At 49.2% G+C, this 19,831-nt stretch carries 14 protein-coding genes; 4 read left to right on the top strand and 10 right to left on the bottom strand.

Annotated features, from left to right (window positions below; genetic code table 11):
- Positions 1–260 precede the first annotated feature (260 nt).
- From BUA83_RS12510 to BUA83_RS10010, 3 genes are all read right to left on the bottom strand, one after another.
- Positions 261–2,417 (bottom strand): HD domain-containing phosphohydrolase, encoded by a 2,157-nt coding sequence (locus BUA83_RS12510; RefSeq protein ID WP_094756590.1) that lies wholly within the window; start codon positions 2,415–2,417, stop codon positions 261–263.
- Positions 2,418–2,600: 183 nt separating this feature from the next.
- Positions 2,601–2,966: a hypothetical protein gene (locus tag BUA83_RS10005; RefSeq protein ID WP_072936153.1), complete on the bottom strand. Its 366-nt coding sequence runs from the start codon at positions 2,964–2,966 to the stop codon at positions 2,601–2,603.
- Between the two features lie 226 nt (positions 2,967–3,192).
- A complete protein-coding gene (locus BUA83_RS10010; RefSeq protein WP_072936155.1) occupies positions 3,193–4,071 on the bottom strand; it encodes an NAD(P)/FAD-dependent oxidoreductase in 879 nt (292 codons plus the stop codon).
- 221 nt (positions 4,072–4,292) lie between these two features.
- On the opposite strand from BUA83_RS10010, the gene sstT reads away from it, so the two are divergent.
- Entirely contained in the window at positions 4,293–5,543 is a 1,251-nt protein-coding gene (gene sstT / locus BUA83_RS10015) for a serine/threonine transporter SstT (RefSeq protein WP_072936157.1), read from the top strand.
- A gap of 57 nt (positions 5,544–5,600) precedes the next feature.
- Here the strand turns inward: sstT and BUA83_RS10020 are convergent, their stop codons facing one another.
- From BUA83_RS10020 to BUA83_RS10035, 4 genes are all read right to left on the bottom strand, one after another.
- Positions 5,601–7,067 carry a nicotinate phosphoribosyltransferase gene (locus BUA83_RS10020; protein ID WP_072936158.1) on the bottom strand — a complete coding sequence of 489 codons (1,467 nt, stop codon included), beginning with the start codon at positions 7,065–7,067 and terminating at the stop codon, positions 5,601–5,603.
- Between the two features lie 151 nt (positions 7,068–7,218).
- Positions 7,219–8,133 (bottom strand): radical SAM protein, encoded by a 915-nt coding sequence (locus BUA83_RS10025; protein ID WP_072936159.1) that lies wholly within the window; start codon positions 8,131–8,133, stop codon positions 7,219–7,221.
- Positions 8,134–8,152: 19 nt separating this feature from the next.
- Positions 8,153–10,177, bottom strand: coding sequence for an LTA synthase family protein (locus BUA83_RS10030; RefSeq protein ID WP_234988318.1), 2,025 nt, complete (start codon positions 10,175–10,177; stop codon positions 8,153–8,155).
- Positions 10,178–10,286: 109 nt separating this feature from the next.
- Positions 10,287–11,990, bottom strand: a complete 1,704-nt coding sequence (locus BUA83_RS10035; protein ID WP_072936160.1) for a methyl-accepting chemotaxis protein — start codon at positions 11,988–11,990, stop codon at positions 10,287–10,289.
- Between the two features lie 284 nt (positions 11,991–12,274).
- Between BUA83_RS10035 and BUA83_RS10040 the strand changes: the two genes are divergently transcribed.
- Positions 12,275–12,841: a hypothetical protein gene (locus BUA83_RS10040; RefSeq protein WP_072936161.1), complete on the top strand. Its 567-nt coding sequence runs from the start codon at positions 12,275–12,277 to the stop codon at positions 12,839–12,841.
- Between the two features lie 56 nt (positions 12,842–12,897).
- On the opposite strand, the gene BUA83_RS10045 is transcribed toward BUA83_RS10040, so the two are convergent.
- Both BUA83_RS10045 and BUA83_RS12855 read right to left on the bottom strand, forming a co-directional pair.
- Positions 12,898–13,905: a hypothetical protein gene (locus BUA83_RS10045; RefSeq protein ID WP_072936162.1), complete on the bottom strand. Its 1,008-nt coding sequence runs from the start codon at positions 13,903–13,905 to the stop codon at positions 12,898–12,900.
- A 338-nt stretch (positions 13,906–14,243) separates the two neighbouring features.
- The gene (locus tag BUA83_RS12855) at positions 14,244–15,995 is read right to left on the bottom strand and encodes an ammonium transporter (protein WP_327288618.1); all 1,752 of its coding nucleotides are present in this window, start codon (positions 15,993–15,995) and stop codon (positions 14,244–14,246) included.
- A gap of 500 nt (positions 15,996–16,495) precedes the next feature.
- Here BUA83_RS12855 and BUA83_RS10055 point away from each other — a divergent pair, with 500 nt between their 5' ends.
- Positions 16,496–17,236: a hypothetical protein gene (locus BUA83_RS10055; RefSeq protein ID WP_072936163.1), complete on the top strand. Its 741-nt coding sequence runs from the start codon at positions 16,496–16,498 to the stop codon at positions 17,234–17,236.
- A gap of 173 nt (positions 17,237–17,409) precedes the next feature.
- On the opposite strand, the gene BUA83_RS10060 is transcribed toward BUA83_RS10055, so the two are convergent.
- Complete coding sequence (locus BUA83_RS10060) at positions 17,410–18,318, bottom strand: radical SAM protein (RefSeq protein WP_072936164.1); 909 nt, start codon at positions 18,316–18,318, stop codon at positions 17,410–17,412.
- Between the two features lie 209 nt (positions 18,319–18,527).
- On the opposite strand from BUA83_RS10060, the gene BUA83_RS10065 reads away from it, so the two are divergent.
- Positions 18,528–19,346: a hypothetical protein gene (locus tag BUA83_RS10065; protein ID WP_072936165.1), complete on the top strand. Its 819-nt coding sequence runs from the start codon at positions 18,528–18,530 to the stop codon at positions 19,344–19,346.
- Positions 19,347–19,831 lie beyond the last annotated feature (485 nt).

The raw sequence follows: 19,831 nt of genomic DNA on the forward strand, positions 1-19,831 counted from the left end.
TTCCCTTTCACTCTCTTTCACATAAAACTTAGAATCAATCTCAGATAAATTGACCCCAACGAGTCTACATGTTAGACCATATACCTGCTATATACTCAAAATACTTATTATTTATGGATAATGTATACTAAATGCATTCTATTTATGAATATCACATGAAAAATTCATTTCTATAGAGAACGCGCCGCAATAAACAAATAAAGCGGCCCTCTCCCGAAGGAGAAGACCGCCATTTCATATCAATTCATGCAGATACCTGCTCAACGCTTGTCCCGCATATTATAATCCTTGTCCTCGTCAATCATGGCAAGCATGATATCCGCAAAGGTCGGGTCGAACTGACCACCCTTACCCTTTTCAATCTCTCCACGGATTACCTCCTGTGGCAGAGTGTTTCTGTAGCTTCGGTTGCTGCTCATGGCATCATAGGCATCAGCAACGGCGATAATACGCGCCTCTTCAGGAATGTCCTTACCTGCAAGCCCGTCAGGATATCCCCTGCCGTTATACCGCTCATGGTGCCAGCGGGCACCTGCCGAAAGCTCAGGCATCTCACGGATATTCTCAAGAATACGGCTTCCGATTCCCGGATGCGCCTTAATCATCTCAAATTCCTCATCGGTAAGCTTACCCGTCTTATTGATGACAGCATCGGGAACACCAATTTTCCCGACATCATGAAGAAGTCCCATCATATATACCTTGCTCTGGGCATTTTCATCATATCCGAAGCGCCTTGCAATCTCCCTTGAATACTCGGCAACCCGGCGGGAATGACCGTTCGTATACGCGTCCTTGGCATCGATTGCGTCCGCCAGGGAAGCCACGACATGAATCAGGCGTTCACGCTCGCGCTTCGATTTTCTTGCAAAGAACCACGTCACCAATGCCGCCAGCGCAGCTACAATGAGCGCAAACAGCCACTGATTGTCCATAAACATATCGTAAAGCGTATATGAGTAAAGATTCTCTACATAATTATATACAATTTTTTCAGGACGCTCCTTGCCTACGACGTTAAGTCCACGGTTCAGAAGCTTCAAAAGGCCGCTGTTTCCTACATGAACACCGAAAGCCCGTTCTTCACTGTGAGGCAGAGGCTTCATGGAAAGCTCGCGGAACCTTCTGTTTTTCAGTATGCTTCCTGCGCGGAACTCATTCAGGGTTGTGGCCTGCACACGCCCGTCACGCACTGCCGCAAGACAGTCCTCGGTAGAGGAAAACTCTACGATTTCGGCATTTGGGAAATTAGCCTTCACATAATAGTACTGCATGCGGTTATTCGTGTTTACAGCAAAGCTTGAAACCTCATCACCGCTGTGCATGCCTCTGTATATAAGCTCTGTTCTTGAGTACAGAACCGCATTGGTCGGGCTTACACCGTTTTCCTCAAGGAAATAAATACCGCCGCCAACCGGGAATGCCACGTCCAGCGTCCGATTTTCCAAATCTGCAATCATATCATCATAGCTGTCATAAGCCTTGTATTCGATTTTAAGATTTTGGATATCCATTGCCTCCAGCATGCTTGGGAGCAAATCCTTCAGAAGCCCCGTTACATTTCCGGTCTCATCCATATCACTGTACGGGAGATAGTTCTTAAGGTATCCTATTTTCAGCGTATCGTGATACTTCAGCCATTCCTGCTCATCAGATGAAAAAGCCTTGCTGGAAATTGCTGCCGGATAATATTTCATGCGCAGCAGATAAAGATAAAATGGCTCCTCTGCGGCAAGCTTCCGCTGTGCATTATTGAGCTCCTTCAAAAGCTCCTTATTTCTTATATTTACACACAGATAATAATCCGTGGAACCGAAGGTACAAAGAAGCTCCGCATGCGCCCTTCCGTACGTTCCGCTTCCCTCTGCGGCAATAACATTGATGACATTGTTATCAAAGGCATCAAGCAAATCCTGATAATCCCCAAACGTTACAACTGTCGCATTCACCCCATGGTCCTTCAGGAACTTATCCAGTGCTCCCACCATGGCACCATCAAGCACGCCAATCCGTTTATCCGTAAGCGTTGACAAATCACTCGTTATGCTTTCGTCAACTGCATGCTTTATGAGACTATAGGTTTCACTGCCCATTGCTGCGGCAGGATATCCTATAAGCCCTTTGCGGTCATCCGTCTTTGCCAGTCCTGCCAAAAAGTCGATTTCCCCGTCCAAAAGCTTCTGATAAAGCTCGTTATAGCTGCCATATACATACTCATACTTCCAGCCTGTATACTCGGAAAGCTTGCGGTAATACTCATAAGCGTAACCGCGCTTGATTACGCCGTCCTCAGCACCCTCCTGAAAAATCTCATTTTCATAGTACCCCACACGAACAACGGCAGGCTCCTCAGCAGACACGGTCTGCGTCAACACGGCAATCCATATGAAAAACAAAATCGAAAAAATACGTTTCATAAGAAGCCCCCTCCCCTTTTTATTATTATATTGTATACTATTTTACTCAATAACTTAATATGTATATTAAAATGTTTCTGTGAAAAATTACCCTGCTGCATTCGCCTTTTTTCACATAAAAAGCAAAATAAAAGGCTTTCACACAATCAGATTCTGTGTGAAAGCCCGTATGTTCATCAGTTATTACTTAAGCAGAAATTCCTCATGAATCAGAAGAACAGCGCCCGGTTTACATGCAGGACAGATGCAGTACTCTTCGCCGTCGGCCTTTGCCTTTTCAAACTGCTTTTTCATCTCGGCAGCTTTTTCAGCACCAAACATATCCTTTGCAACATCGGATTCCGTGAACGCAATCGTCTGGTCGATGGTGTTCACATCCAGCTTAAGCTCATCAAGAAGCTTCTTCGTTACGTCCATAAGCTCGTCCGTATCGCATTTTTTGAGCCATTCCTCAGCGACAGGCTTCAGCTCCGCGCAGCAGCTTGGCGCATTCACAATCTCCGTAACAAGCCCCTTCATCCAATCCTTTACATCAGGTGTCATATCCATTCAACCTCCTAAATATATGTATATATGGAAAACTACGCATTGCTCATATAATGATTATAATGCCTTTAATCAAAGTTTGCCATAGGCAAACTTTCCTCTGCGGCATTTCAACGAGGCGGGAGATATGCTCACCGCCTGTTATTTGTCTTAACCCCCACTTACAGAAGTGGGGGACATCTTGGGGCCGAGTTATACCATTTTACCGCGCAGTAAAAACACTGTATTTTCACGACCTCCGCAAATATTTTACAGCAGAAAGCCCGGCTTCGGCGCCTTCATGCACTGCCTTTGCAATCTGCAAAAGTCCTCCCGTGCAGTCCCCTGCCGCGAATACTCCGGGGATATTTGTCGCCATGTGTTCGTCCACCCGTATGCTGCTGCCCTCAAGCAGGATTCCCATGGTACGTGCTATTGATGTGCTTCCTGCCGTACCGAGAGCGACAAACACTCCATCAAGTTTAAGAACTGTTCCGTCCTCAAAACGGACACCGCTGACCTTTTCACCGCCTTCCACCGCCGCCAGCTTTTTGGTAATAACCTCAAGGCCGTCAGGCGCGCCCTCAGGAGCGGCTTCTCCATCGGTCAAAAGAGTCACTGTATCCGCGTGCGGCAGAAGCACCGATGCCTCATGCAGCGCGTAATCTCCTGCTCCGATAACTGCCGTTCTTTTGTTTCTATAGAAAAACGCATCGCAGACAGCACAGTAGCTTACACCGTGTCCCTCAAGCCCTGTTAATCCTGCTATTTTCGGGGTAATACGCGATGCCCCTGCCGCAAGGATAACCACCTTTGCTTCAATTTTTCCATTTTTTGTTTCAGCGGTGAAGTCGGTCAAAGTATCGTTCATGCGGACAGAAAGCAATTCTGTCCTCTCCACATGTACTCCAAGACGCTCCGCATTTTTCATTCCGCTGTCAAGAATTGCTTTACCCGTCACAGGCTCTGCAAACCCATAATAATTTTCTATTTTCTCTGCCTTCAAAAGAGCGCTGGTTCCGTTTGTGACAACGGTCACGTCCATGCCTCCGCGCTTTGCATATACCGCCGCGGATATTCCTGCAGGACCTGCGCCCAAAATTAAAATATCTGTATTGCAGGCTTTCATTGTTCTCACCTCATGGACGTATTATAGCGCCGAATCCTCATGCTTTCCGTGATTTTGTCACATTCATAATCCCAGTCATATCAAGCCTTTTTCACACAAATATGCTTAACAGAAAAACATTTGTGTAAAAAATTCAGTATAAACTATTGCAACAAATGTCCACTTACTGTATACTATACGAAGTCATCATATTTAATTTTTCTCAAAGGGAGAGGGTTATATTGTTAAGTTCTTTTGGTAGGTGGTACCAGGAAACGGCACTTATAAAGCTTATTGCCGTCGGCCTGATTATCGGTATTGTACTGGCAGTTACAGCACCACAGGCAGTTCCGGCCGTTAAGATTTTCGGTGATCTTTTCGTCAAGGCTTTGAAGGGCGTCGCCCCTGTACTCGTATTCGTTCTCGTCATGAACGCCATGGCACAGAAAAACGCTGATGCCAGCGACGCGATGAAGCCGATTGTCACGCTGTACGTCATCGGCACGTTCCTCGCTTCGCTTGTTGCAGTCTCGGCATCCTTCCTGTTTCCGACAGAGCTCAAGCTCCAGATTACGGACGCAAAGATTGCTCCGCCATCCGGCATCGTCGAGGTTCTCCACAACGTCATCATGAACATCGTTGACAATCCGATTCACGCATTGACGAACGCCAACTACATCGGTATCCTCGCATGGGCTGTACTTCTCGGTATCGCTCTCCACGGCGCGGGTGACACGACCAAGGAAGCCCTGAAGGACCTTGCCGGTGCCGTAACGAAGGTTGTCCAGTGGGTTATCCGCTTTGCTCCGTTCGGTATCATGGGCCTTGTTGCTGATGCAATCGGCACCAGCGGTCTTGACGCCCTTCTCGGCTATGCGAAGCTTCTCGTAGTTCTTTTGGGCGCGTTCTTCTTCGTTGCTCTCGTAATGAATCCGCTTCTCGTATTCTTCAAGCTTCACAGAAATCCGTATCCACTGGTTTTCGCTACGCTCCGTGAAAGCGGAATCTACGCTTTCTTCACAAGAAGCTCTGCTGCGAACATTCCTGTAAACATGACACTCTGCAAACGCCTCGGGCTGAATCCTGATACATATTCTATCTCGATTCCCCTCGGCGCTACAATCAACATGGCAGGCGCGGCAATTACGATTGCTGTTCTTTCACTGGCTGCGGCCCACACCCTCGGCATTCACGTTGACATGCCGACAGCGCTTCTTCTCTGCATCATCTCCACAGTTGGTGCCTGCGGTGCTTCCGGTGTTGCAGGCGGCTCGCTGCTTCTGATTCCTGTAGCATGCTCCTCCTTCGGTATCAGCAATGATATCGCAATGCAGGTAGTAGGTGTAGGCTTCATCATCGGCGTACTTCAGGACTCCTGCGAAACAGCACTCAACAGCTCCAGCGACGTTCTCTTCACTGCTACGGCAGAGTTCTCCGAGCGCCTGAAAAACGGCACACTCAAGTCCGAGGACATGATTCCAAGAAACCGCTGATTAAATGATTACGCAAACAGCCCGCTGCAAACGCAGCGGGCTGTTTTTACTTACATATCAGATTTTTCCTCTTTTATGGTTGCTCAGCTTATCGAGAAGCTTCATACGCATGTCGTAATACCCCGGAGTCATGTCAAGGTAGTGACGGTGCGGATTGTCGAAGCGCTGCTCCTCAGGCCAGATTTCTTTATCCAGCTGATATTTTACGTACTGCTGGATTTCCTTCAGGCTCGGAAGCTCTACGCAGCGTTTGCCGTCCTTCATAACGAGCTTCTGCAGGGGCTTTGCCGTGAAGCCTTCAAAGGAGCGTTCCTTCCATGGCTGCTCAGGGTCAATGAATTTGTACGGCTTGGAGAAATCCACTGTTTCCTCGGCATCAGCCAGCATGTCCGCGACAGCCTCGCCCTTTTGGTCGTAAATGCGATAGACCTGTTTTCTTCCCGGGTTTGTGATTTTCTCAACAACCTCAGAGATTTTCATACGCGGCTCGAATTTTCCGTTCTGTTCAACGGCAGAAATCTTGTACACCGCGCCGAATACAGGATCGCTCATGGAGGTAATGAGTCTCTCGCCAACACCGAAGCTGTCAATAGGGCCGCCCTGTGCCAGTATGGATGAGATGGTGTATTCATCAAGGGAGTTTGATACGATAATCTTGCAGTCCTCAAGCCCTGCTTCGTCAAGCATGCAGCGGATGCGTTTTGAAAGGTACGCAAGGTCCCCGGAGTCAATTCTTATGCCCTTGAGACGTTTTCCCATTGGCTCAAGTACTTCCTTTGCCGTGCGGATTGCGTTCGGTACACCCGAGTGAAGCACGTCGTAGGTGTCAAGAAGAAGTACCGTGTTATCAGGATAGCATTCAGCGTATTTGCGGAAGGCCGTGTATTCACTGCCGTAGTACATAACCCAGCTGTGTGCCATGGTGCCGCTTACAGGTATGCCGAACTGCTGTCCTGCGAGAACCGTCGCCGTACCTACAGCGCCGCCGATATATGCTGCACGGGCACCGTATACCGCAGCATCCATGTTATGGGCGCGGCGTGCGCCGAAATCCGATACTGCGCGGCCCTGTGCCGCCTGCACGATGCGGTTGGTTTTTGTGGCTATGAGTGACTGGTGATTGACCTGTGCCAATATCGCCGTTTCTACAAGCTGGGCGTCAATGAGGGGCGCAACCACCGTGATGCATGGCTCATTCGGATACATGATAGTGCCCTCAGGGAAGGCATACAAATCTCCGTGAAAGCGGAAATTTTCAAGGTATGTGAGAAAGCTCTCAGGGAACTGGTTAAGAGAGCGGAAGTACTCCACATCCTCCTTGCTGAAATGGAGATTTTCCACGTATTCGATAACCTGCTCCAGTCCCGCGAAAATCGAATATCCGCCGCCGTCAGGATTTTTCCGTGTGAAAACATCAAAAACAACTCTTTTGGGATGCTCTTCATTCTGGAAATAACCGTTTGCCATAGTCATTTCATAAAAATCCATCACCATTGTGATATTGCGTTCTGCATGCTGTGCCATGTCCATTCCTCCTGCTTTTGCAGAGGCCGCACCCATACATGGGGGTGTATTGACTCTGTGTGTTTTTACAAGGTTAGCACTTGAACCCTGTCTTGTCAATGATTTAAGCTAAATATCGAAATATTTTTCTTTCGTATTGCAAAGCCGAACATCAAAGCACTCCACGTCCGTCAAAGGCAGGAACAAATTTTGCCGAAGCAGTTTTTCCTTCCTGCACGTAGCAGTGCTCAATGCCAAGCTCTGCCGCATAGTCAACCACCGACTCGTATTCAAAGGTAGTGAGTGTGCGGTTTATTTCCTTATAATCCTTCGCGTGATAAAGAGGTGTGTACTGGTTCATGAGAGAGAGCCACACCTTGTCTCCGAAGCTTTCCCAAAGCCAGTCAATAATGCGCATGCTTTCCTTCCTGCGCCCCGGGAGGACAAGATGACGGACAAGGACACCCTTTTTCATGACGCCGTCGTCGTCCGTTCTTGGCTCCCCCGTCCGGCTCACCATGGCACGAAGTGCCTTTTCTGCGCGAGTGAAATAATCCTTTGCATTGGAATACCTTGCGGCGCTGTCGCTGTCTATATATTTGAGGTCAGGAAGATATACGTCAACAAGTCCCGATAACGCTTCAACAAGCTCCTCTGTCTCATAGCCGCCTGAATTCCAGACAACAGGGATGGTCAGCCCGACTTTTTTTGCCTCCCGCAGAGCCTCGGCAATCTGCGGCGCGTAATGGGTGGGTGTCACCAGATCCAGCGTCGCGGCTCCGCGTCTTTGCTGCTCAAGGAAAATCTCCGCAAGACGCGCTGTATCTACCGCAATACCCTTTCCCTCACTTGAAATCTCCGAGTTCTGGCAGAATACACACCTGAGGCTGCAGTGGGAAAAGAATACCGTGCCTGCGCCGTTTTTCCCTGCAATGCATGGTTCCTCCCACGGGTGCAGCGACACCAGCGCGATATCCACCTTATCGCCTGATGCTCCGCAGTATCCCTTCTCCCCCGCGAGACGGTTGACTCCGCAGCTTCTGGGGCAGAGATTGCAGTTCTCCAGATTTTTTATCGTAAGTTCCATAGTCTGCCTCTTTCAGCGCTCATTCTCTTCCAATCAGCTTCGTTTCGTCGAGAATCGGTCCGTATTTCGCCCGATACCATGATATGCTCCTTATTGCGTTGATATAGTCCTGCAGCGCCTCTTCATTGATTGAAGCAGGCGTGCTTCTCCCGTCAAAGCTTTCCGGAACAAGAGGCACGGTATCTGCCTTTCCGATGGCATTTTCAGTCACCCAGAGCATATAGTTTACACCGTATTTATTCTTCATCATGCTCTGCCCAAGGGCGTGATATGTGAAACCCTCCGGCGCGATAAGCTCGATTATCGTCGGCATTACATCAATCTGGCTTCCTGCCGCCTGCTCAGGCAGCATGTACTGACGTACGCCTTTTCCTGTCATGATGAAGGGCACCGTGAACCGCTCGTATGTGGGTGGTGTCTTTTGAATGTTGTATCTGTCTGCATGGTCTCCGATTATGACGAAAAGGCTGTCGGGGAATTTCTTTTTCGCGTCCTTGATGAATTTTGAAAGCTCTCTGTCAGCATACCAGTAATGGCCAAGCTCCCTGAGAAGCTCCTCATCCTCCCGGGCGTTTTGGGGGAGAGCCTGCCGTGTTTTTTCTTTATCGAAGCCTTTTCCTTCTACATCAATACCGTAGGGGGAATGATTGGATACGTTCAAAATGACGTGCAGCCCCGCCTCGTCAGCTTTTACCGTATTCAGTATCTTCGCGTAAAGGTATTCGTCATCTACTCCCCATACGCTCCGCGGCACGTCGCCGATGTCGCCCTCGCTGTAGAAACGGTCGTAGCCCTGTGCCTTTACAAAGGCCCCTATACGCTCCCATGACGCAGGCCCGGCATACCAGAATTCCGTAGTATAGCCAAGCTCCTTAAACTGCGGTGCAGGTGCAGTGGAATATGGCTCCGCAAATGCCTCAGGCATTGTTGTAAGATAAAGGTTCGCGTCCGCAAAGCCTGTCGTGATTCCTGTAACAGCGGATATCGTAGCGCCGCCGTTGGGAAGAAACGAGCTGCAGTAGGCACTGTCAGATCCGTTTATTATTTCCCTCGTTCCGTCCGCTATATGAAGCTCCTTGTATTTGGAAAGGAGGGGCCAGTTTGCAAAGCTCTCACCTATAATGACAAAGATGTGCTTCGGCTTTTCTATTTTCCCGCCTTTGGCAGTACGGGTGAGGTATACATCCAGGTCATCGGTATCCGCGGGACGGTTCGCCAGCTTTGCCGCCAGCCTGCGCACCTCATCCGTGGTGAAATCAAGACCGTTGCAGGCCAGCAGTCTGTGGTTCATGGTATAGCCTCTGTACACCGCCTGCGCATCGTCAAGCACCGCTTCATTCAAAAGGGGATCCCGTGTCACACCGGCGTTCTCCCAGTCAACCGCTGTCTGCCAGCCGAAACTTCCTCCGAAAACAGAGAGCTGCACAAGAAAGCCTATGCCGACGACGGTCACCCCGCGGCACACCCAAAGCGCAGTTCCGCTCAGAGACTGAAGCGGCATTTCCCATTCGATAAAAGCGGTGGACAGCCGCCAAAGCACATACGCCAAAAGACATGCCGCCGCGAAGCGCAGAGGCAGGTTGTACTCATATACGAGCGACAGAAACAGCGCCCACACATCATCATTTGCGGTGTTGAAAAGGAGCTGATTGTAGCCCGAATGAAACTGACGGTAATAGGGAAACCGTCCGATAAAACCGATAGATAAAATCAGAAGGCCGATTCCGTGCAGGATGCGAAGAACATATTTTGCTGCCGTATCAGAAACAAGCGACAGCACTGCCGCAGGAGCAAAGACCGCAAGAGCAAAACCGCCTGCCGTCTGCATGCTGAGCCTAAAGCCTCTCCAAAGCGCTGTGAACACATCACCCGTGCCTGTCTCAGGAAGCATATACTCCGTCATTCCTGCTATAAATAAAATACGGAAAAGAGAAAGCACCAAGGCATACACAAAATATACCTTCAGTCCACGCTCTATTTCCAAAAACAATTTCTCTCCCGGCTGGCGGAACACTCCGCCCTCCGCATGCTGTTCTATCCGCACGCTTTTTCCTCCTTAATAAATCTATTTCACATTTTAACGCAGGGAAAGAAAGTTTTGCAACATGAAAAAGCGGTGACGCTTTCGCGCCACCGCCTTTGAATAATCTGTATCAGAATTTGAATCTCTGGAGAGCAAGCTGCAAATCCTGTGCAAGCTGCGCCAGCGCGTCGCTTGCGGATGCAATCTCTTCTGCGGATGCGGACTGCTCTTCCGTGGATGCGGAAACCGTCTGCATCTGATCCGAAACCTTCTTTGCTCCGTCGTCGATTGCGTTCATTTCCATCGCAATGCCCTCTGCCTGTGTTGCTACACCTGCAACAGCCTCGGACATGGTTGCGACCTTGTTGGATACCTCGTCGATGTTGTTCTTGATGCTGTCGAACACAGCACGGAGACCTTCAACAGACTGAGCACCCTCGATAACCGCCGAGCGGCCTTCCTGCATGGAAGCAACAGCGCTCGTGGTATCGCTCTGAATCGTACCGATAAGGTCTGCAATCTGCTGAGCTGCAGTCTGGGACTGCTCAGCAAGCTTTCTGACCTCTTCTGCGACGACTGCGAATCCGCGGCCGTGCTCACCTGCGCGAGCTGCCTCAATAGCGGCATTGAGCGCCAGGAGATTCGTCTGACCTGCGATACCGGAAATAGTATCAACGATTGTACCGATTTCCTTGGAGCGTTCGCCAAGCTTATCGACGATAGCAGCCGTATCGGTAACTGTTGTTTCAACGTTCTTAATCTGGTTAACGGAGGAATCAATCTCGCTGCGTCCGTTTGCAGCCTCATCAGCAGCCGATGCAGAGTTTCTTGCAACAAGCTCTGCCTGACTGCGCATCTCGTCTACAGATGCGGAAATCATGGATACCTTTTCATTACCGCCGTCAACAGCAGTCTGCTGGTCGCTTACGACGTTGGCTGCATCGGATACGGACTCGGCAACCTGCATTGCAACCTTTGCGGTCTGTGAGGAGTTCGCCGTGAGCTCCTCGGAGGATGCCGCAATCTGCTCGCTGGACTCTGCGATGCGGCGCATAAACTTGTTCAGTGATTCGCGCATCGCAAAGAGGGCACGCTGTGCATCGCCGAACTCATCGCCGCGGCTCGTGTCTCTGTTATCCATACGGAAATCGCCGTCTTTAAGCTTGACGCAGTCAGCAATCATCTCTGTAAGAGGTGAAGTGATTGCCTTGATGAGCATTACGCTCAGGAGGCCGAGGATTACGACGGCAACAACCGTGATGACAACCATGGACATGATAGCATTGCGGTTCTCCGTCTCATTTTCGTTGTTGATTTTTGCGGCATTCTCTTCCGATGCCTTCAGGAGGTTGTTCAGCTTGTCGCGGAGGTCAGCAGTTTCTTTCCTGGCAGTACGGTTGTACTCAGCCAACGCTTCCTGAGACTGACCTTTGGAAGCGATATCCATAACCGTTTCCATGGACTTGCGGTAACGGTCCCAGTTTGCCTTCGCGTCCTTTACAGGACCCTGCATTTCAGGAACAGCATTTGCAAGAGTCTCGTATTCAGCCCATTCCTTCTCATACTTGGCAATCTGCTTCTTTGCTCCTGCGACAACCTCCGTTGCGCGCGGAGGATCTGCGATTGCCTGATAGGTTCTTACCTGAATAACACGCATTGCATCAATCTCATCACCGAGAATACGTATGGCCTGCAGCTTCTTCGAGTACATGTTGTCCATACCTTCTCCTGCTTTGGAGAGTGACGACCAGCCGCGGAAGCCGATGATTGCCATACCAAGGAAAGCAATAACGACGAGCAGCAGGATTTTGTACGCTACCTTTACATTGTTCATTCCTTCTACCCCCTCTTTATGAGTCCTTTTGGCTATACCGCTCCGCGTACGCACCCAGGATATGCTTGGCAGAGAAAAACCCAACCGGTGTAGCTATACTTGTCTCCATTATAACTCTATTATCAAAAATTTTCTATAGTCAAAATTAGAATAATAGTACTAGTCTGAAAAAAGGATATTTTGATTTTATGTCGAAATTTTATCATGTGTGTTGCATATTCCTCGCTTCTGCAGCACCCTTTCAAAATTAAAATTCACTATTCTGAACGGAAAGGAGTCTTTTTTTGCTCGCTACATTTCCTTCATATAATGAAGCAATTAACATTTTTAAAAACATTACACTGCCTGCAGAGACAAAAGCATTTGCCCTTCAGCTCTCCCACGTCATGCGAAGCTTCGCGCTGCTGCGCGGTCGCGAAGAGCTTTCTGAGGGATGGGCTGCGGCAGGACTTCTGTACGCTGCCTGCTCCGAAGGAACCCTTCCCTATGATGAGCTAAAAAATACCGGTGCAAACGAGGGATTTCTCTCGCTTCTGAAGCTAAAGAATATTCCTCCGATGGCAGAGCCGCCGACCGCGTCCCAGGAGCTGGGTGCTGTGCTGGTAACTGCAGCGCCTCTCGTGCATCTCATATCAGAGACCATGCGTGTGCAGAACACCGCCCCGAAGAATCTCAAGGTATCCGCCATACAGAAGCGTTTTATGGACAAAACCTTTCTGCCGTCGGTTGACCGCCAGCTGATACGAGACGGAGCGAAGCAGCTGCACTGGGAAATAGGCAATCTGACCTCAAAGGCTATATCAGCCATCCGTGAAAATGAGTCCGCCATAAGGCAGGCGCTGAAAAATTGATTGTGATTCAAACAAAAGAGAGGCTGTGCCAAAGGAAATTCCTTCGGCACAGCCTCTTAATATTCCTGACGTGCAAGAGCACTTTCAAGCTCCGCTTCGCTGATTCGGGGATTTTTTATATATTTTCCTGCCCTGCGTTCCCATTCCAGAGCCTTGTACTCGCTTTCCTGCATACGCATCGTATACGCCATAAACTCACAGAGTCTGGCAAGATAACGGCAGGTAGAGCCGTAATGAAGCGGCACATCCCAAAGACCTCTGTAGTTTGCAAGGGAAAGCGCCTTGTCAAAGGTCACACGGGCAATCTGCCATGCCTCCTGGCGCAGAGGAGAAAGCGGAGGTGCTGACTGGTATATAGCCCACTGGCAGTCCCCTGCCTTTGCCGTCGCACTGAACTGTTTTTCATAAAAACGGATGTCCTGATTGACCTCTGCAAACTGCTCCGCTTCCTTTATCGCACAGTCATAGGCCTCACGGTACTCTCCGTTTTTCCAGTGCATAAGCCCGATAAGCCCGAAGCTTCCGCCAACCTGCTGCGGAGACTGGGCATAGCCCAGGGACTGATGGGCGTATGTCATCGCTTCTGCAGAATTATCGCGATCGAGGGCACTGGCAAGCTGAAAAAGAACATTCCAGCGGTCATTTTTTTCAACTGCATTATCAAGCGCCGCCTTATAGTAGGAATATGACAGCAGCTTGTCCTTGTCCGCCTGCTGCTCCGCAAGAGCAAGCAGCGTTTCCACGGATTCAAATACAAGGTTTCTGTCGTAGGCAAGCCTTCCTACGTGAAACGACATTTTCGGACGCTCAGGAAGCTCAGGCGCGGGAAGCGACTCCATATCAGGCTCCTCGTAGAGCCAATAGAATCTTGCCAGATACCCCATACCGCCCATAACCGCAAGACAGACAACCACTGTCCCCGGGCGGGTTCCGCCGTCATCTCCCAAAGAGCCTGTAATCAAAAGCAAAAAAACAAGCAGTATTCCACCGGCAAGACAGCCGGCGATAATTTTATATGTTTCCTTGGGCAGCTCCTTTGTCGTCGCCCTCACCCCACAGTTCATAAAAATAAAAAACTTCTTTTCATCTAATATATAACAATAACATATTCGCCGTAAAGTATGAAAATCCTCTAAAAAACAAAAAGCACCGCATGAGCAGTGCTTTTTGCCGATATAGATGAGTTCTGCCGATTAACAGCAGGTATGAGAGAGCTTCATTATAACGCCTTTGTTCCAGTTTTGCCAAAGGCAAAACTTCCTCTGTCAGCGTTTTGCCAATGGCACTAGCTTCGCGTCGCGCGAGGCGGGAGATATGCTCACCGCCTGTTATTAGTCCCAGCCCCCACTTACGACGCGCAGCTAGTCCTTTAGGGCAGAAGTGGGGGACATCTTTTGCCGAGTTACGCCACGGGGATTGGCTTGTCCTGCAAAGCATCGAAGCCTTCCTCACCCGTGCGGATTTTAACAACATTGTCCACCGTGGACACGAATATTTTTCCGTCGCCGTAATGTCCCGTGAAAAGAACCTTTTTAGCCACAGCGATAATCTTTTCAGGGGGAATTGCCGATACAACAATATCTATCTGCAGCTTCGGCAGAAGTCTGGATGCCACCTCGGCGCCGCGGTAGAGCTCCGTATGCCCCTTCTGTATACCGTAGCCCAGAACCTGTGTAACGGTCATGCCCGTAATGCCTATAGCCTCAAGCGCTGTTTTAAGATTTTCAAAACGCTCACGGGAGGTTACTATCGAAACGCAGGATATCGGGTGAGCACCTTCAGGCAGTGCAGCCTTCACAATTCCCGCAGCCGGGGCAGCCACAGCAGACTCCGCAGCCGGAGCAACAGGAGCGCCGACAGGAGCAGGAGCCGAAGTAGAACCCGGCAGCTCAGGAACAGGCATGAAATCCGCATAGGCAGACGCAAGACCGTGCTCCTCAAAATCAAGGCCAGCAATCTCCTCCTTCGGCGTAACACGCAGTCCCATTGTCGCCTTAAGTACCGCAAAAACAATAGTGATGGCTATACCCACATACGCAATAACACTCACAACACCAAGCACCTGAACGAGAAAGAAATGTGCATTTCCAGTATAAAGAAGACCATCCTTAACACCGAAAAGACCTGTAAGAATCGTACCCAGCGCACCGCACACACCATGAACGGAAACGGCGCCGACCGGATCATCAATCCTGAACCTCTGGTCGATAATCTCAACAGAGAAAATAACCACAACACCTGCAATGATACCGATAACAAAAGCACCCGACACACTGACCAGGTCACAGCCGGCCGTTATTGCAACGAGACCTGCGAGGGCACCGTTAAGCGTCATCGAGACATCAGGCTTGCCGTAACGAATCCACGTAACAACCATGACAGCAGCTGTAGCAGAGGCCGCAGCCATGTTAGTCGTAACAAAAATTGTTGCGGCAGAAACAAGAGTATCATCACCAGTCATTGAAACAGTAGAGCAGCCGTTAAAGCCGAACCATGCGAACCAGAGGATAAACACGCCGAGAGCCGCAAGTGTCAGGCTGTGACCGGGAATAGCATTTACAGTACCGTCCTCATTGTATTTTCCGATACGCGCGCCAATCATTTTTGCCCCAACAAGAGCACAGATGCCGCCTACCATGTGAACCGCCGTGGAGCCCGCGAAATCATGGAAGCCCATCTCCGCAAGCCAGCCGCCGCCCCAAATCCAGTGACCTGAAACAGGATAAATAAAAAGACTGATGATAACACTGTAGATACAGTAGGTAGAAAATTTCGTGCGCTCAGCCATAGCACCCGACACAATCGTTGCTGCCGTAGCACAGAACACCGTCTGGAAAATCACATACGCCATGGAAGGATATCCCGTGCCCTTCTCAACATCCCAGCCCGATATAAAAAGATCCGGTGTACCGATTATACCGCCTATATCCGCACCAAACATGAGTCCGAAACCAAAAATCCAAAACACAATCGTACCAAGAGAAAAGTCCAGAAAATTTTTCATTACGATATTGCCTGCATTTTTTGCGCGGGTGAGTCCGGTCTCCACCATCGCAAAGCCCGGCTGCATGAAGAAAACCAAAGCAGCACCCAAAAGCACCCATATCGTATCCACTGAATTATATACGCCATTCATAAATACCAACTCCTTCATGTACACGCTGCCCCCTTGCAGCGCCCCAAAAACAGAAAACGCCGGCGCGCGGATATGCTCCGCGGCCGACGTCGTTGTCTTTGCCTGTACAAAATCAATATGTATACGATTTGAATTGTCTGCAGTCCATTTCAAATCTATGCGATTATGATAAACTTTCTCCCGTCCTATGTCAATCCGTTATAGGATGAAAATTTCCTTAAAATTTCTTCTAAGGGAAATCTTATCTACATATAGGCGGTATTTCCCATTCAGTCACGTGGCATTTGAACATCGTAACCACTATATATTGTTAAAAATTCGGCAATTCCATACAATTTACCCTGTCTAAGACAAATCAGCCGATAGTCTTACATTTTTTGAAAAATCTCATTGAAAAACAAGTAATAATGGTATATACTTATTGTAGATTAAAGGCTTTATATTGAAATAAAGACCATAAAAATAACCGCACGACCCGCAAAGGATTGCGCAGCACGGAAGATAAGGAGGTTTTCATCATGGCTATCTCGGGAATTTCCGGCGGAGCCAATTACGGCATGAGCCGGTTCCAGCAAATTAATCGTCAAATTGATAAACTCGGACAGGAAAAGACTGCAATGTATTCTGACCGCGCAGCTTCTTATTCGCGTGTATCCAATTTCGGCACGGAAACAAAGCTGGGCACAAGCAAATTCAGCAAAGGTCTTGAACTGACCAACAGCCTCGGAGAACAGAAAACATCCCAGGCGATGAAAAACGCAAAGGACATCAGGGACGTCAGCCGCATCGGAACCAGCAAATTCCAGCGCGGACTTGATACTACGAACTCCCTCGGCGAGCAGAAAACGTCCATGGCAATGGAGCGTGCGAAGGACTTCGCAGACGTAAGCCGCCTGGGTACGAGCCGCTTCCAGCGCGGACTCGAAACAACGAACTCTCTCGGCTCGCAGAAGACATCCATGTATATGGACCGCGCCCGTTCCTATACCGAGGTATCCAACTTCGGCAACGAAACGAAGCTCGGCTCCAGCAAATTCCAGCAGAACCTTAAAAAGCTGGATTCCATGGGCATGCAGAATGTCAGCTCCGCAATGTCCAAGGCACGTTCCTACACCAAGGTATCCAACTTCGGCACTGAAACGAAGCTGGGTTCAAGCGGATTCCAGAAGGTAAACGCAACAATTATGAACCACGCAAAGCAGGCTTATCAGGCATCCAAGAGTGCTCCGAAAGCCGCAACACTTGATATAGGTGCATAAGACGCAATCCAAAATCCCCGTCGGTACACAGCCGACGGGGATTTTTATTTTGCAAACAGGCAAAATAAAAGACCGGAGAGGCGGTATGGACGCCCTTCCGGTCAGTGTATGGCTTTAGGTCGGTATAGGTTTTAAGTAATTATCAGGTTTCATATTTCATACGGCCGCATACATCAGTAGGTTCCGTATTTATCGTGATTATAGACATCCCAGTCCTTGAGCTTTTTGAGCTCGGTGATGCTGTAGTCTATATCATCAAGAAGCTGCTCCTTATCCTGCGGCAGTGTAGCTGCAAGAGGAACATAGTTTGAAATGTGATTGCTGCGGAAGATACATTCCTCATCCTCGGGAAGATTTACATTCTCGATAATCATGCGAAGCTCTTCCATAAGACCTGCCGGCGGCAGCGGATCAAACTCGCCGCGCTCAAACTGCTCCTTAAGCTCGCTTCCGCGGTAAAGCATAAGGCAGATAGCGCCCAGCATAGTCGGACGAATCTCAGAAATCGCGTGAGCCGTTGCAAGCGCATGACGCTTTGAACCCTCACGGCCTGCAAGTCCAAGGATAATCATCATGGACAGCTTCATTCCTGCTGCCTTGACGCGTTTTCCTACCTCGATGGACTCTTCTCCGTCAACGCCTTTATTTACAGCTGCCAGCGTCTCGGAATCACCGCTCTCCATCCCATAATACAGAAGCTCAAGACCTGCTTCGCGAAGCATGCGGAGCTCCTCAACTGATTTTCTCAAAACATCCTTCGGCGCAGCATAGGATGCGCAGCGCTCAAAATTCGGAAATGTTTCCCGAAGCTTTTTCAAAATCGCAAGCAGACGCTCCGTCGAAAGCACCAGCGCGTCACCGTCCGCAAGGAATACCCGGCGGACGCCGCGCTTATTGAAGTTTGCCGCCATCATAATCTGACGGTCGACCTCTTCTTCTGTAAGAACCTGAAACTGTACGCCCTCGTACATGTTGCAGTATTTGCATTTATTGTGTGCACAGCCTCGTGTCACACGCAGGATGAAACTGCGTGCCTCACTTGGTGGACGGAAAACGGGTGTATCGTAACTGTCAAAAAACATGGGGCTTCATCCTCTCTTTTATTATTTGTATTTATTATAGCACACCATATCAATAAAAAGCAATAATGATTATAAGCATTATCCAAACTTTTATTTATCCACATATATTAGATTTAAATTAGTTTTCTTTTCAGAGAAAAACGAGAATCGAGTTATAAAATACAGATAGTTGATAAATGCAACTTTCTTTCAAAAGGAGGCAGTTATAAATGAATATTTCCGAAAAAATCCATCAGATGCAGAATGTGTTCCATCATATAAACGACGGACACCCGATACACGACCTTATGCTGGGCCTCCGGCTCATGACTGCGACAATGCTTTTCTCGGCAGCTGTCTTCCTGCCGATACAGCCGCCGCGTATATACTCCGACGCAGAAGAAAGTCTGCTTATGGCATCGGCAGCCTCCGTCGAAACTGACAAACGCTCAATGCAGCCGATTTTCCTCCGCGAAAGCGCGGCAGCATTTCTCGCGGTGCTGCTTCTCATTCGTGCGGCAAAGGCAGAGCCATTCCTTACAGAGGCACTCAAAACCGCCTCGGGATCTCTTTACAGGCTCTGCGGCCTTGAAAATCGCTTAAAATCGCGGAAAAGTCTTGCCAGAAAAATACGTGATGACGCGGCTTCAGACAACATCCCGTTGACAGATGCCGCTGCTGATGTCTCTGACGTACTCCGCTACACAATGGTCGCCGATGAAAAGAATTACGGACAAATGGTGCGCGATGTGATTACAGCCCTTCGCAGACAGGGTATTCGCATACTTAAATTCCGCAACGCCTGGGGAGGCAAGTTTTATCAGGGGATAAACGTAAAGCTTCTGACTCCGGACGGCATGAAGGCAGAACTTCAGCTGCATACACCGCAGTCCTTCGATATAAAGGAGCGCTCACATGTATTTTATGAGATTCGCCGCAGTGCCGCGTCGACTGCTGAGGAGATAAAGAAGGCTATTGCCGACAGTATTGCTATCAATAGTCTTGTACGCGTACCGCAGGGAGCAATGAGTATCACGTGCCCGGCGTAAGCGCAGGATTTACGGAAACATGTAAAATGCCCTAAGACGGTCATCTTTTATAACGCCTTCGTTCAAGTTTTGCCGTAGGCAAAACTTCCTCTATCAGCGTTTTGCCAATGGCACTAGCTTCGCGTCGCGCGAGGCGGGAGATATGCTCACCGCCTGTTATTAGTCACAACCCCCACTTACAGAAGTGGGGGATATCTTTTGCCGAGTTATAAAGAAGGCCTTCTTAGGGCATTTGTTTTCATATTTGATTCCATATACTTCATATTCGTTTCAGTTTTCAACTTGTTTCAGCTTTATGCTTGTTTCAGACGGGGCTTTGCCCCTTCTGACTTCCCCACACGGTGGGAGACCCCCGTGGCCCCCTCTAACCGCTCCTTCGTCGCTCGGGGAACCCGCGGCGATACTCTCGTGGTAAGCTGCACACTCCGTCTCCCGCGTCGTAACTGTATTACTAAAGCCTATTGGTGATAAGCCTATGATATAGC

The organism is Schwartzia succinivorans DSM 10502 (assembly GCF_900129225.1).
GTDB classification, from domain to species: Bacteria; Bacillota; Negativicutes; order Selenomonadales; family Selenomonadaceae; genus Schwartzia; species Schwartzia succinivorans.

Bases quoted from the DNA above. Each gene is read 5' to 3' on its own strand.
- BUA83_RS12510 (WP_094756590.1), bottom strand. From the start codon at position 2,417: ATGAAACGTATTTTTTCGATTTTGTTTTTCATATGGATTGCCGTGTTG.
- BUA83_RS10005 (WP_072936153.1), bottom strand. From the start codon at position 2,966: ATGGATATGACACCTGATGTAAAGGATTGGATGAAGGGGCTTGTTACG.
- BUA83_RS10010 (WP_072936155.1), bottom strand. From the start codon at position 4,071: ATGAAAGCCTGCAATACAGATATTTTAATTTTGGGCGCAGGTCCTGCA.
- BUA83_RS10020 (WP_072936158.1), bottom strand. From the start codon at position 7,067: ATGGCACAGCATGCAGAACGCAATATCACAATGGTGATGGATTTTTAT.
- BUA83_RS10025 (WP_072936159.1), bottom strand. From the start codon at position 8,133: ATGGAACTTACGATAAAAAATCTGGAGAACTGCAATCTCTGCCCCAGA.
- BUA83_RS10035 (WP_072936160.1), bottom strand. From the start codon at position 11,990: ATGAACAATGTAAAGGTAGCGTACAAAATCCTGCTGCTCGTCGTTATT.
- BUA83_RS10045 (WP_072936162.1), bottom strand. From the start codon at position 13,905: ATGAACTGTGGGGTGAGGGCGACGACAAAGGAGCTGCCCAAGGAAACA.
- BUA83_RS12855 (WP_327288618.1), bottom strand. From the start codon at position 15,995: ATGAAGGAGTTGGTATTTATGAATGGCGTATATAATTCAGTGGATACG.
- BUA83_RS10055 (WP_072936163.1), top strand. From the start codon at position 16,496: ATGGCTATCTCGGGAATTTCCGGCGGAGCCAATTACGGCATGAGCCGG.
- BUA83_RS10060 (WP_072936164.1), bottom strand. From the start codon at position 18,318: ATGTTTTTTGACAGTTACGATACACCCGTTTTCCGTCCACCAAGTGAG.
- BUA83_RS10065 (WP_072936165.1), top strand. From the start codon at position 18,528: ATGAATATTTCCGAAAAAATCCATCAGATGCAGAATGTGTTCCATCAT.